The sequence below is a fragment of the Herbidospora yilanensis genome (genome assembly GCF_001570565.1).
In the GTDB taxonomy this organism is placed as follows: Bacteria; Actinomycetota; Actinomycetes; order Streptosporangiales; family Streptosporangiaceae; genus Herbidospora; species Herbidospora yilanensis.
The window spans coordinates 200,821-214,482 of the sequence record NZ_BBXE01000018.1 but is presented as its reverse complement, the minus strand read 5'-3'; the positions used below and the strand labels follow the sequence as shown (position 1 = coordinate 214,482).

At 70.8% G+C, this 13,662-nt stretch carries 13 protein-coding genes; 10 read left to right on the top strand and 3 right to left on the bottom strand.

The features are described from left to right. The 10 genes from infB to dapB form a co-directional block, all read left to right on the top strand. A partial coding sequence (gene infB / locus AW273_RS12200; protein ID WP_083949699.1) for a translation initiation factor IF-2 occupies nt 1-2,472 on the top strand: 2,472 nt, incomplete at its 5' end. Nucleotides 2,473-2,571: 99 nt separating this feature from the next. Further along, nucleotides 2,572-2,868 carry a DUF503 domain-containing protein gene (locus tag AW273_RS12195; protein ID WP_062348285.1) on the top strand — a complete coding sequence of 99 codons (297 nt, stop codon included), beginning with the start codon at nt 2,572-2,574 and terminating at the stop codon, nt 2,866-2,868. A gap of 52 nt (nt 2,869-2,920) precedes the next feature. Further along, a complete protein-coding gene (gene rbfA, locus AW273_RS12190; protein ID WP_062348282.1) occupies nt 2,921-3,397 on the top strand; it encodes a 30S ribosome-binding factor RbfA in 477 nt (158 codons plus the stop codon). Further along, a complete protein-coding gene (locus AW273_RS37870; protein ID WP_062348281.1) occupies nt 3,394-4,380 on the top strand; it encodes a DHH family phosphoesterase in 987 nt (328 codons plus the stop codon). Before rbfA ends, AW273_RS37870 begins: the two co-directional genes overlap by 4 nt. Further along, nucleotides 4,377-5,261, top strand: a complete 885-nt coding sequence (gene truB / locus AW273_RS37865; RefSeq protein WP_062348280.1) for a tRNA pseudouridine(55) synthase TruB — start codon at nt 4,377-4,379, stop codon at nt 5,259-5,261. The genes AW273_RS37870 and truB overlap by 4 nt, the downstream gene beginning before the upstream one ends. A 134-nt stretch (nt 5,262-5,395) precedes the next feature. Then, nucleotides 5,396-6,328, top strand: a complete 933-nt coding sequence (locus AW273_RS12175; protein ID WP_062348473.1) for a bifunctional riboflavin kinase/FAD synthetase — start codon at nt 5,396-5,398, stop codon at nt 6,326-6,328. Nucleotides 6,329-6,453: 125 nt separating this feature from the next. Continuing rightward, the gene (rpsO, locus tag AW273_RS12170; RefSeq protein ID WP_062348278.1) at nt 6,454-6,723 is read left to right on the top strand and encodes a 30S ribosomal protein S15; all 270 of its coding nucleotides are present in this window, start codon (nt 6,454-6,456) and stop codon (nt 6,721-6,723) included. Nucleotides 6,724-6,954: 231 nt separating this feature from the next. Further along, nucleotides 6,955-9,291 (top strand): polyribonucleotide nucleotidyltransferase, encoded by a 2,337-nt coding sequence (locus tag AW273_RS12165; RefSeq protein ID WP_062348276.1) that lies wholly within the window; start codon nt 6,955-6,957, stop codon nt 9,289-9,291. Continuing rightward, on the top strand, nt 9,291-10,598 hold the full coding sequence (locus AW273_RS12160; RefSeq protein ID WP_083949720.1) for a M16 family metallopeptidase: 1,308 nt from the start codon (nt 9,291-9,293) through the stop codon (nt 10,596-10,598). The genes AW273_RS12165 and AW273_RS12160 overlap by 1 nt, the downstream gene beginning before the upstream one ends. Nucleotides 10,599-10,614: 16 nt before the next feature. Then, the gene (gene dapB, locus AW273_RS12155) at nt 10,615-11,355 is read left to right on the top strand and encodes a 4-hydroxy-tetrahydrodipicolinate reductase (protein ID WP_062348273.1); all 741 of its coding nucleotides are present in this window, start codon (nt 10,615-10,617) and stop codon (nt 11,353-11,355) included. A gap of 197 nt (nt 11,356-11,552) precedes the next feature. Here dapB and AW273_RS12150 read toward each other — a convergent pair whose 3' ends face one another. From AW273_RS12150 to AW273_RS12140, 3 genes are read right to left on the bottom strand one after another with little or no spacing between them, the layout of a single operon-like run. Beyond that, entirely contained in the window at nt 11,553-12,428 is an 876-nt protein-coding gene (locus AW273_RS12150; protein ID WP_062348271.1) for a 1,4-dihydroxy-2-naphthoate polyprenyltransferase, read from the bottom strand. Continuing rightward, nucleotides 12,425-13,042 (bottom strand): GNAT family N-acetyltransferase, encoded by a 618-nt coding sequence (locus tag AW273_RS12145; protein WP_030450877.1) that lies wholly within the window; start codon nt 13,040-13,042, stop codon nt 12,425-12,427. Before AW273_RS12145 ends, AW273_RS12150 begins: the two co-directional genes overlap by 4 nt. A 38-nt stretch (nt 13,043-13,080) precedes the next feature. Continuing rightward, nucleotides 13,081-13,617: a CGNR zinc finger domain-containing protein gene (locus AW273_RS12140; protein ID WP_232327322.1), complete on the bottom strand. Its 537-nt coding sequence runs from the start codon at nt 13,615-13,617 to the stop codon at nt 13,081-13,083. Nucleotides 13,618-13,662 lie beyond the last annotated feature (45 nt).

The following is a 13,662-nucleotide window of genomic DNA, read 5'->3' as shown; positions in this document are numbered from 1 at the left end:
CACGCCGGTCCTCGGGGCGACCACGCCGGTCACCGCGGTGACCGGCCCGACCGCGGTCCTCGTGAGGACCGCGGCGACCGCGGGCCCCGCGAGCCGCGCCGTGAGGGCGGTCCGCGTCCGGGTCCCGGTGGTCCGCGTCCCGGTCCCGCGGGTGCGGGTGGTCCCCGTCCCGCCGGCGCCGGTCCTCGCCCGGGTCCGCCCGGTGCGGGTGGCCCGCGTCCGCCGGCCGGTGCCGGTGGTCCTCGCCCGGGTGGTCCCCGGCCGAACCCGTCGATGATGCCGCAGGGCCGTCCTGCCGGTCCCGGTGGCGGGCCCGGTGGCGGCGGTCGCGGTCCGGGTGGCGGCGGCGGTCGTCCCGGTGGCGGCGGTGGCCGTCCCGGTGGCGGTGGCGGCGGTCGTCCGGGTGGCGGTGGCGGTTTCGCGCCGCGCGCCGGTGCCGCCGGTGGCGGTGGCGGCGGTCGTCCGGGTGGCGGCGGTCCCGGTGGTGGCGGCGGCGGCTTCGGCGGCGGTCGTCCCGGTCCGGGTGGCCGTGGCCGTGGCGGCGGCACGGCGGGCGCCTTCGGGCGTCCGGGTGGCCGTCCGACGCGTGGCCGCAAGTCCAAGCGCCAGAGGCGCCAGGAGTTCGACAACATGTCGGCGCCGGCGATCGGCGGCGTGCAGGCTCCCCGTGGCGGCGGTCAGACGATCCGTCTCCCGCGCGGCGCCTCGTTGTCCGACTTCGCCGACCGCATCGGCGCGAACCCGGCGGCGCTGGTCCAGATCATGCTCCACCTCGGTGAGATGGTGACCGCGACCCAGTCGGTGAACGAGGAGACGTTGCAGCTCCTCGGCGCCGAGCTCGACTACGTCGTGCAGGTCGTCTCGCCCGAGGAGGAGGACCGCGAGCTGCTCGAGTCCTTCAAGATCGAGTTCGGTGAAGACGAGGGCGACGAGGCCGACCTCGCGCCGCGTCCGCCGGTCGTGACCGTCATGGGTCACGTCGACCACGGTAAGACCAAGCTCCTCGACGCCATCCGGAACACCAACGTGGTGGCGCGGGAGGCCGGTGGCATCACCCAGCACATCGGCGCCTACCAGGTCCACGCTCAGCACGAAGGCGAAGACCGGAAGATCACCTTCATCGACACCCCGGGTCACGAGGCGTTCACCGCCATGCGTGCCCGTGGTGCGCAGGCCACCGACATCGCCGTCCTGGTGGTCGCGGCCGACGACGGTGTGAAGCCGCAGACCATCGAGGCGCTCAACCACGCCCAGGCGGCCGAGGTGCCGATCGTGGTCGCGGTCAACAAGATCGACAAGGAGGGCGCCGACCCCACCAAGGTCCGGGCCCAGCTGACCGAATACGGCCTGGTGGCCGAGGAGTTCGGTGGCTCGACCCTGTTCGTCGACATCTCGGCGAAGCAGGGCCTGGGCATCGACAACCTGCTTGAGGCGATCATCCTGACGGCCGACGCGGAGCTCGACCTCCGCGCCAACCCCGACATGGACGCCCAGGGCCTGGCGATCGAAGCCCACCTCGACAAGGGCCGCGGCCCGGTGGCGACCGTGCTGGTCCAGCGCGGCACCCTCCGGGTCGGCGAGTCGATCGTCTGCGGCGAGGCCTTCGGCCGCGTCCGGGCGATGCTCGACGACAACATGCAGCCGGTCGAAGAGGCCGACCCGTCGCGTCCGGTCCGGGTGCTCGGCCTGACGGCCGTGCCCCGTGCGGGTGACAACTTCCTGGTCGTCAGCGACGACCGGATGGCCCGCCAGATCGCCCAGGAGCGGGCGGCTCGTCAGCGCATCGCGGAGATGGCCAAGGCCGGTCGCCGCCGTACGCTCGAAGAGCTGTTCAGCGACTACGAGAAGGGCAAGATCGACGAGCTCAAGCTCATCATCAAGGGTGACGTGTCCGGTTCGGTGGAAGCACTGGAAGACGCGCTGCTCAAGATCGATGTGGGCGAGGAGGTCAACCTCCGCGTGCTGCACCGCGCCGTCGGTGCGATCACGGAGTACGACGTCAACCTGGCGATCGCCGACGACAACGCGGTGATCATCGGCTTCAACGTGCGGCCGGAAGTCCGGGCGCGCGACCTGGCCGAGCGCGAGGGCGTCGACATCCGCTACTACTCGGTCATCTACCAGGCGATCGAGGAGATCGAGGCGGCCCTCAAGGGCATGCTCAAGCCGGAGTTCGAGGAGATCCAGACCGGTACCGCCGAGGTCCGCGAGGTCTTCAAGGTGCCGAAGATCGGCAACGTCGCGGGCACCCTGGTCCGTTCGGGTGTCATCACCCGCAACAGCAAGGCCAGGATCATCCGCGAGGGTGTCGTCATCGCCGACAACCTCACCGTCTCGTCGCTGCGCCGGTTCAAGGACGACGCGACCGAGGTCCGCGAGGGCTTCGAGTGCGGTATCGGCGTCGGTTACAACGACATCAAGATCGACGACGTCATCGAGACGTTCGAGATGCGGGAGAAGCCCCGCGACTAGCGAGGGCTGACCATCCGGTTCCCGGCCGACGCGGCCGGGAACCGGTTTCCTGTAGGAACACGACCCACGCGCCAGGGTCTATTGGCGCCACAACAACACATGTATGTCGGTGCTCTGACGTTGGACATCCTCCTCGGCGACGTTCACTCGCTGAAGGAGAAGCGGTCCGTTGTCCGTCCCCTCATCGCCGAGCTGCGCCGGCGGTTCCCCGCGGTCGCGGTGGCCGAGACCGGCCATCACGAACTGCACCGAAGAGCCGAGATCGGCGTCGCCGTCGTCTCCGGTTCGGCCGGGAACGTCGATGAGGTCATGAACGCGTGCGAGCGGGCCGTCGCCTTCCGCCCCGAGATCGAGCTGCTGTCGGCTCGGCATCGTTTGTTCAACGACGAGGAATAGACCGCCAGGTCGCAGCGTCAGCCGTACATCCGGAAGAAGGGGGAGCGCGCCCATGGACGCCGCGCGAGCCAGGAAACTGGCGGACCGAATCCAGCAGATCGTCGCCGAGATGCTGGAACGGCGGATCAAGGATCCGCGATTGGGGTTCGTCACCGTCACCGACACCCGGGTCACCAACGACCTGGGCGAGGCGACGGTCTTCTACACCGTCTTCGGGTCGGACGCCGAGCGTAAGGACACCGCCGCGGCGCTGGAGAGCGCCAAGGGCATCATCCGCTCGGAGGTCGGCCGGCAGACCGGGCTGCGGCACACGCCCACCCTCACGTTCACCCACGACCCCCTGCCCGACTCGGCCCGGCACATGGACGACCTGCTCGCCGAGGCCAGGGCGCGCGACGCCGAGATCGCCAAGAAGGCGGAGGGCGCCGCCTACGCGGGCGACGCCGATCCGTACAAGAAGGAAGAAGACGAGTTCGACGACGAGTTCGAGGACGACACCGACGAGGTGTCCGAGCGAAGCGCGAAGTGACGCTCCCTCCCGAGGCCGAATGGGCGCGCGCGGTCGCGCTCATCGGTTCGCACGACTCGATCGCCCTGGCCTGTCACGTCACCCCCGACGGCGACGCCCTGGGTTCGATGCTGGCCTTCGGCCAGGCGCTCCGGCGGTCCGGCAGGCACGTGGTCGCCTCCTTCGGCGACCACACGCTGACCGTGCCCCGGCTGCTGCGTTTCCTGCCCGGCCAGGACCTCCTGGTCGAATCCGCGCGCTTCCCGGCCGAGCCGGACCTGATGATCACCTTCGACGCCGCCACGATCGAGCGGCTGGGCCTGCTCGTCCCGGCGGCCAAGGCCGCGCGGGAGCTGGTGGTGCTCGACCACCACGCGTCCAACACCGGGTTCGGCACGGTCCAGCTCGTCGACCCGAAGGCGGCGGCCACGGCCGTGCTGACCGAGGAGCTGATCCGGCGGCTGGGGCTCCAGATCGACCGGGACATCGCGACCTGCCTCTACACCGCCCTGGTGACCGACACCGGGTCGTTCCGCTACAGCTCGACCACCCCCGCCGTCCACGCCCTGGCCGGGCGGCTGCTGGACGCGGGCCTCGACCCCGACGCCATCGCGCGGGAGTTGTGGGACCGCTCTCCGTTCGGCTACCTGCGGGTTCTGGGCGCCGCGTTGTCGCGGGCCCGGCTCGACCCGTCGGCCGTCGGCGGCGCCGGGCTGGTCTGGACGACCGTGACCAGGGAAGACCGCGCCCTGAACGCACTGCCCTACGACGAGGTCGAAGGGATCATCGACGTCCTGCGCAAGGTCGACGACGCCGAGGTGGCCGTGGTCTTCAAGGAAGACGACGAAGGCACCTGGAACGTCTCGGCCCGCGCGAAGGGCACGGCCGACGTGGGCCGCGCCTGCACCGCCCTGGGGGGTGGCGGGCACCCCGGCGCGGCCGGGTTCTCCTCCCGCGAGACCCCGCAGGAGACCGTCGCCCGCCTCACGGAGCTGCTCGCGTGACCAGACGCCCCCCGCCGCCGAGCGGGATCATCATCGTCGACAAGCCCTCGGGCTGGACCTCCCACGACGTCGTCGGCAAGATGCGCGGCATCGCCGGCACCCGCAAGGTCGGCCACGCCGGCACCCTCGACCCGATGGCGACCGGCGTGCTGGTCGTCGGGGTCGAGAAGGCCACCCGCCTGCTGGGCCACCTGGCGCTGACCGAGAAGGTGTACGAGGCCACGATGCGCCTCGGCGTCTCGACCAACACCGACGACGCCGAGGGCGAGGAGACCGGCCGTGCCTCCGCCGCCGCGGTGACCGCCGAAGACGTCCAGCAGGGCGTCGCGGCGCTGACCGGGCTGATCATGCAGGTCCCGCCGCAGGTCAGCGCGATCAAGGTGAACGGCGAGCGGGCCTACAAGCTGGCCCGCCAGGGCGAGGAGGTCGCGCTCCGGGCCCGGCCGATCACGGTCCACTCCTTCGAGGTGACCTCCGTGACGCTGGGGGAGTCCGTCGACGTCACGGCCACCATCACCTGCTCCTCCGGTACGTACATCCGCTCCCTGGCCAGGGATCTCGGCGACGGGCTGGGGGTCGGCGGCCACCTGACGGCGCTGCGCCGGACGCGGGTGGGGCCCTATACGACCGAGAACGCGCTGAGCATCGAGGCGCTCCAGAAGGAGTGCGTCATCCTGCCCATCGCCGACGCCGTCTCCCAGGCCTTCCCGCGCCGCGACGTCACCGAGGAGGAGGCCCGCCTGGTCTCCCACGGCGGCCGGCTGAAGGCGGCCGGGCTGGGGGAGGGGCCGATCGGCGTCTTCGCGCCCGGCGGTGAACTGCTGGCCCTGGTCGAGGAGAAGGGCGGAGCCGCCAAGCCCTTGGCGGTGTTCGTCTCCTAGCGTGATCCTCCGGGTGGTGCGCACGAAAACGCCGGTCGTGGGTTTTCCCGGTTCGTCACGCCCTCGGCGTCCTTGGGTTCCGGGGTGTGTGGGACGCTTAGCACTACTTCGCCAATTGCCTGTTGGGGGTCGACGTGCGTGGCTGGCTCGGACTTGACGACGTGCCCGCGGACTGGGGCCGGTCCGTCGTCACGATCGGGGTGTTCGACGGCGTCCACCGGGGTCACCAGACGCTGGTGCGCCGGGCCGTCGACCTCGCCCATGAGCTCGGGGTCGCGTCGGTCGCGGTGACCTTCGACCCCCACCCCGACGAGGTGGTGCGGCCCGGCAGCCATCCCCCCCAGCTCTCCACGCCCCACCGGCGCATCGAGCTGCTCGGCGCCCTCGGGGTCGACGCGGTGCTGATCCTGCCGTTCACGCTGGAGTTCTCGCGCACCTCGCCCGAGGAGTTCGTGCAGATCGCCCTGGTCGACCGGCTGCACGCCGCCGGGGTCGTGGTGGGGGAGAACTTCCGGTTCGGCCACAAGGCCGCCGGCAACCTCGACACCCTGCGCGAACTCGGCGAGAAGTACGACTTCGTCGCCGTCGGCGTGCCGCTGGTCAGCAGTCTCGAGGACATCACCTCCTCGCTGATCCGCCAGCACCTCACCGACGGCGACGTGGCCGCCGCGGCCGACGAGCTGGGCCGCCTCCACCGGGTCGACGGCGTGGTGGTCCGGGGCCACCAGCGCGGCAAGGCGCTCGGCTTCCCGACCGCCAACGTCGAGTCGGCGCCCTACACGGCCATCCCGGCCGACGGCGTCTACGCCGGCTGGCTGGAGTCGCCCGACGAGCGCTGGCCCGCGGCGATCTCGATCGGCACCAACCCGACCTTCGAAGGCGTCGTCCGGACGGTCGAGGCCTACGCCCTCGACCGCGACGATCTCGACCTCTACGGCCTCCACGTCTCGGTCGACTTCCTGGCCCGGCTGCGCGACACCCTGAAGTTCGACTCGGTCGACGCTCTGGTCGAACAGATGCGCGCCGACGTCGACCAGGCCCGGAGACTGACCGTCTCGGCTGGTTAACGGGCGGTGGTAGCCTTGTATGTCGGCTGAGTAATCACCGGCTTCTCGTCACGGCGACTGTAGGCACGCACGGTCGTTCGCGGGATCGCAATGGCTACGCGTGCCCATGGAACAAAGGAGAAGCAGTGTCGCTCGACACCGCCACGACCAAGGCCATCGTCGCCGAATACGGCGCCAGCGAGGGCGACACCGGGTCCCCCGAGGTGCAGATCGCGCTGCTGAGCAAGCGCATCAGCGACCTGACCGAGCACCTCAAGACCCACAAGCACGACCACCACAGCCGCCGCGGCCTGCTCCTGCTGGTCGGCCGCCGCCGCCGCCTGCTGAAGTACCTGCAGGCGAAGGACATCACCCGCTACCGCACGCTGATCGAGCGGCTGGGTCTGCGCCGATAGCGCGCCTGAAGGGAGCGGCGATCGTCTCGCCGCTCCCTTCCTTGTAACACCCACAACTGAACAAACCACACCACCCGTGAAACCAGTGCCCCGCGTCATTCCGCGGAAAAAGAGGGCCGGTCCTCGGTAGTGGCCCCCGGTCGACGCGACCGGGCGCTTCGATCGAAGACCGGCGCCGCACCTCCGGGAGCCGGCGACGTGGGGTGACCGACCCGAATAAGGAGGTCCCCCGTGGAGGGTGTCCACAGCACGGAAGCCGTCATCGACAACGGCTCCTTCGGCACGCGAACGATCCGGTTCGAGACCGGCCGTCTCGCGCGCCAGGCGGCGGGGTCCGCCGTCGTCTACCTCGACGACGAGACGATGGTCCTTTCCGCGACCACCGCCTCGAAGAACCCCAAGGAGAACCTCGACTTCTTCCCGCTCACGGTCGACGTCGAAGAGCGCATGTACGCCGCGGGCCGCATCCCCGGCTCGTTCTTCCGCCGTGAGGGCCGCCCGTCCGAAGACGCGGTCCTGACCTGCCGTCTGATCGACCGGCCGCTGCGCCCCTCGTTCGTCAAGGGCCTGCGCAACGAGATCCAGATCGTCGCCACCGTCATGGCGCTCCAGCCGGAGCACCTCTACGACGTCGTCGCGATCAACGCCGCCAGCCTCTCGACCCAGCTCGCCGGGCTGCCCTTCTCGGGCCCCATCGGCGGCGTCCGGGTCGCGCTGATCAGCGGCCAGTGGGTGGCGTTCCCGACCCACACCGAGCTTGAGGGCGCGACCTTCGACATGGTCGTGGCCGGCCGGGTCCTGGCCGACGGCGACGTCGCGATCATGATGGTCGAGGCCGAGTCGACCAAGGACACGCTGAAGCTGGTCGCCGAGGGCGCCGTCGCGCCCACCGAGGAGACCGTGGCCCAGGGTCTTGAGGCGGCCAAGCCGTTCATCAAGGTCCTGTGCGAGGCCCAGGCGAAGGTGGCGCAGGTCGCCGCCAAGGAGACCGCCGAGTTCCCGATCTTCCTCGACTACCAGGAAGACGCCCTGGCCGCCGTCGAGGGCGCGGTGCGCTCCGAGCTGGCCGCCGCGCTGACCATCGCGGGCAAGCAGGAGCGCGAGGCCGAGATCGACCGGGTCAAGGGCCTGGTCGGCGAGAAGCTGCTGGCCGACTTCGAGGGCCGCGAGAAGGAACTGTCGGCCGCCTACCGCAGCCTCACCAAGAAGCTGATGCGCGAGCGCGTCGTCAACGAGGGCGTCCGCATCGACGGCCGCGGCACCAAGGACATCCGGCAGCTCAACGCCGAGGTCCACGTGATCCCGCGGGTGCACGGCTCGGCCCTGTTCGAGCGCGGCGAGACCCAGATCCTGGGCATCACCACGCTGAACATGCTCCGCATGGAGCAGATGATCGACACGCTCAACCCGGAGCGCACCAAGCGCTACATGCACAACTACAACTTCCCGCCCTACTCGACCGGTGAGACCGGCCGCGTGGGCTCGCCCAAGCGCCGCGAGATCGGCCACGGCGCGCTGGCCGAGCGGGCGCTCATCCCGGTTCTCCCGAGCCGCGAGGAGTTCCCCTACGCCATCCGCCAGGTCTCCGAGGCCCTGGGCTCCAACGGCTCGACCTCGATGGGCTCGGTCTGCGCGTCCACGATGGCGCTGCTCGACGCCGGTGTGCCGCTCAAGGAGATGGTGGCCGGCATCGCGATGGGCCTGATCGGCGAGGGCGACACCTACGTCACCCTGACCGACATCCTGGGCGCCGAAGACGCCATGGGCGACATGGACTTCAAGGTCGCCGGCACCAAGGACGTCATCACCGCGCTCCAGCTCGACACCAAGCTCGACGGCATTCCCGCCTCGGTGCTGGCCGCCGCGCTCAAGCAGGCGCGCGGCGCCCGCCTGGCCATCCTCGACGTGATGCAGGAGGCGATCGACTCCCCGGCGGAGATGAACCCGACCGCGCCGCGCATCATCACGATCAAGGTTCCCGTAGACAAGATCGGCGAGGTCATCGGCCCGAAGGGCAAGATGATCAACCAGATCCAGGACGACACGGGCGCCGAGATCACCATCGAGGACGACGGCACGATCTACATCGGCGCCACCGACGGCCCCTCGGCCGAGGCGGCCCGGAGCGCGATCAACGCCATCGCCAACCCGCACATGCCGGAGGTCGGCGAGCGCTACCTGGGCACGGTCGTCAAGATCGCCGCCTTCGGCGCGTTCATCAGCCTCATGCCCGGCAAGGACGGCCTCCTCCACGTCTCCCAGATCCGCAAGCTGCACGGCGGCAAGCGCATCGAGAACGTGGAAGACGTGATGGGCGTCGGCGAGAAGATCCAGGTCGAGATCGCCGAGATCGACTCGCGCGGCAAGCTCTCCCTGGTCCCGGTCGAGGTCGTGGAGAAGGAGGCCGCCGAGAAGGCGGCCCGCGCCGAGGCCGGCGAGCCCGAAGAGGCCCCCGCCGAGCAGGCCGAGGCCCGCGGTGACCGTGGCGACTCCCGTGCCGACGACGGTGGGGAGCCCCGCCGCCGCCGCACCCGCAGCCGTTCCGGACGGGACGACCGCAACTCGTGATCACGACGACCCTGTTCGACGGAAAGGACGGTGCGGGGGTCATCCGCCGCACCGTCCTGCCCGGTGGGCTCCGCGTGGTGACCGAGACCATGCCGACCGTGCGTTCCGTCGCGGTCGGCGCGTGGGTCGGCATCGGCTCGCGCGACGAGGACCCGGAGCACACCGGCGCCACCCACTTCCTTGAGCACCTGCTGTTCAAGGGCACGCCCACGCGCGACGCGATGGAGATCTCCGCGTCGATCGAGGGCATCGGCGGCGAGATCAACGCGTTCACCGCCAAGGAGTACACCTGCTACTACGCGCGGGTCCTCGACGAGGACCTGCCGCTGGCGATCGACGTGCTGGCCGACGTGGTCACCTCGTCCCTGATCACCCCCGACGACGTCGAGTCGGAGCGGGGCGTGATCCTGGAGGAGATCGCCATGCACGACGACGACCCCTCCGACGTGGTCCACGAGGCGTTCTCCGAGCAGCTCTACGGCGACACCCCGATCGGGCGCCCGATCCTCGGCAACGACGAGACGATCAACGCCCTCACGCGCGACCGCATCCACGAGTACTACCAGCGCTTCTACCTGCCCACCCACACCGTGATCTCGGTGGCCGGCAACGTGTCCCACGAGCACGTGGTGGAACTGGTCGCCCGCGCCTACGAGCGCGCGGGGGCGCTGGGCGGCGACGCCGCGCCGATCGCGCCCCGCGTGGGCGGCGTGGGCCTGCCGGCCCACCGCGGCGTGAAGGTGGTCGACCGGCCGACCGAGCAGGCCAACCTCGTGCTCGGCACGACCGGCGTCAGCCGCACCGACGAGCGCAGGTTCGCCCTCGGGGTGCTCAACGCGGCGCTCGGCGGCGGCATGTCCTCCCGCCTGTTCCAGGAGATCCGGGAGAAGCGCGGCCTGGCCTACAGCGCTTACAGCTACACCTCGCAGTACGCCGACACCGGCCAGTTCGGGGTGTACGTCGGCTGCCTCCCCTCCAAGATCGACGACGTCCTCAAGATCTGCCGCGACGAGGTCGCGCGGGTGGTCACCGAGGGCTTCACCGAGGAGGAGATCCTGCGCGGCAAGGGCCAGATGCGCGGCGGTCTCGTGCTCGGCCTGGAGGACACCGGCTCGCGCATGTCGCGGATCGGCAAGAGCGAACTGGTCTACGACCGGCTCATGTCGGTCGACGAGGTCCTGGAGCGCATCGACGCCGTCACGGCGCAGGACATCGCCGAGGTGGCGGGCGACGTGCTGACCCGGCCCCTCACGCTGGCCGTCATCGGCCCGTTCGCCGGAAAGGACTTTTCGGCCGCGGTGAGCTGACCGCTAGCCTTAGCACGTGATCAAAGTAGGTGTGCTGGGCGCGCGTGGCCGCGTCGGGGTGGAAGTGTGCAAGGCCGTCCACGCGGCCGACGATCTGGAACTCGTGGCGGCCGTCGACAAGGACGACGCCCTCGACCCGATCGCCGAGGCCGAGGTGGTGGTCGACTTCACCCACCCCGACGTGGTGATGGGCAACCTCCGCTGGTGCGTCGAGCGCGGGATCCACCCGGTCGTCGGCACGACCGGCTTCGACCCCGGCCGCCTCGACGAGGTCAGGGCCCTGCTGGCGGCCAACCCCGGCACCAACGCCCTGATCGCGCCCAACTTCGGCATCGCGGCCGTGCTGATGATGCACTTCGCCCAGCAGGCGGCCCGCTTCTTCGACTCCGCCGAGATCGTCGAGCTGCACCACCCGAACAAGGCCGACGCCCCCTCGGGCACCGCCCGGCGGACCGCCGAGCTGATCGCCGCCGCCCGCGCCGAGGCCGGGCTCGGCCCGATGCCCGACGCGACCTCCCAGGAGCTCCCGGGCGCCCGTGGGGCCGACGTCGGCGGGGTGCACGTCCACGCGGTCCGGCTGGCCGGGCTGATCGCCCACCAGGAGGTCATCCTGGGCGGCGACGGCGAGATCCTCACCATCCGCCACGACACCATGAACCGGTCCTCGTTCACGCCCGGCGTGCTGCTGGGGGTCCGCAGGGTCCGCGACCTGCCCGACGGGCTCACGGTGGGCCTCGACGCGCTGCTCGATCTCTAGGCGCGACGACCTTCCACCGGCCGCCGCGCTCGCCGCGAAAACGTCGGTCGCCCGGGGCATGATGGCACCCCCGGGCGGGCGGGCCTCCGGTCGTCGAGGGTCGAGCCACCGCGGCCGGTCGGCGCCGGCTGCGGCGGGCGGAACAACCGATGGTCGGCGCCGGGGTGGGCGGGAGCCGTAACGGAGAAGAACGCTCTTCAGGCCAGGTTGACGGACAGGCCGATGGCGAAGAGCAGGCCGAAGACGATCTGGAGGCGGCCGGTCTGCTGCAGGGTCGCGATCAGCGCCCGGCCCTCAAGACCGTTCATGACCTCGCGAACCGGGCGCACCGCCAGCGGGAGGGCGAGCAGGCCCAGTGCCGCGAACGGGTGGGAGAACACCAGCGGCACCAGGCAGGCGAACGGCACCAGCAGGCAGGCCGCGTAGAGGAAGCGGGTGCGGCGGTCGCCGAGGACCACCGCGAGGGTGCGTTTCCCGGCGGGCTCGTCGGTCTGGCGGTCGCGCAGGTTGTTGACCACGAGCAGCGCCATGGCCAGCAGCCCGACCGGCACCGCCACCCACACCGACGTCCACGACCAGCCGGCCTGGACGTAGGCGGTGCCGATGACGGCGACCAGCCCGAAGAAGAAGAACACCGACAACTCGCCGAGTGCGCGGTAGCCGTAGGGGCGTGAGCCGCCGGTGTAGAACCAGGCGGCCAGGATCGACAACGCCCCGAAGGCCAGCATCCACCACGCCGACGTCGCCACGACCAGGGCCAGGCCGACCACGGCGGCGGCGGCGAAGCAGCCGAGCGCCGCGGTGAGCACGGCCTTGGGGGTGGCCGCCTTCGAGCCGACGAGCCGCATGGGGCCCACGCGGCCGTCGTCGGTGCCCTTGACGCCGTCGCTGTAGTCGTTGGCGTAGTTGACGCCGACCTGGAGGACTAGCGCGACGAACAGGGCGGCCAGCGCCGCCCACCAGACGAAGCCGCCCTCGCCGATCGCGACGCCGGTGCCGGCCGCGACCGGGACGACCGCCGCGGGGAGAGTGCGGGGCCGCGCGCCGGCGACCCATTGGGCCGTGGTGGTCACGCGCGCGAGATGTCGGTCGTCATGCGGACCATCCGGATCGGGCGGCCCATGTCGAGCACCCGTTCGGCCATGTCCTCGCCCCATCCGGCCGATTCGAGGAAGCCGAGCATCGCGTAGTTCTCGGCGAACACCCAGGTCACGACGGAGCTGTAGCCGTCGTCGCGCAGGTGGTCGACGGTCGCGTTGAGCAGCCGGCTGCCGTGCCCGCGCCGGATGTGGTTGGGGTCGACCAGCAGCGTGAGCAGCTCGGCGGTGAACCCGGGATGCAGATCAGGGTCTTCGGCGGGCCCGTGTGAGGCGAGCCCCACGACCCGGTCGCTGGCCCGCTCGGCCGCCGTCGGCAGTGCCGCGAGCACCCCGCCGGGGCCCAGCGCGTGCCACTCTTCGGTGTCGGGGACGACGCGTTCCACGGCGACGAGCACCCGGTGCCGGGGGGAGGGCGGCGAGAGGATCGCCTCGTCCCACTGGCGCCGCCACATCTTCTCGGCGGCGGGGCCGGTCATCTGCTGTAGCGGGCCGGGGGGCAGGAAATCGCGGTAGCCGTGCTTCCACGCCCTGATCTGGGTGCTCGTCACCGCGTCGACATCTTCGAGACGGGCAGGTCTGACACCCATTTGGCCGGCTCCTTTCTGTGCCTATGACACCGTACTGGTCAGGCGGGCATCCCCGGACCTTCAGCCTGACGTCGTGCCCTATATGTCCGAGTTTTCGTGCGATTTCCACACACGCGCATCGAGCACCACGCCCGTGACCGGTTCTTCGACGCGTCGATGAAGGCGGCCTGGCAGGTGCTCTCGACGCACACCTTAAGGCGTGGCCAGGTCCCGTCGGCGTGCGCCGCAGCGATCATGGCCGCGAGTTGCGCCAGACCGCGCTGGTCCGCGCCGTCGGCCGGCGCCAGCCGGGGCGTGCCGCCGTCGAGGGTGACGCGCAGCGGAAGCGCCGTCAGCGCCGTCTCCAGAGGTTCGGGGGCCGGGTACGCCACCGCGTCGTGATTGTGCCGCAGGCCGGCCCTGAGACCTTCCCGCAGCTCTTTGGCGAGCGCGAGATCGGCGGCGGATTCGAGGCCGTGGGCCTCCAGCCAGTCGCGCAACGCCTGCGGGGAGGTCAGGTCGTCGGTATCGGTCTCGACGTCGTAGGTGTTGACGAAGTCGCGCAGCAGTTCAGCCGGGCCGGACACGTTGATCACCCCTTCCGGGGCACTCTAGCCGGGAATAACTCGACACCCCCATAA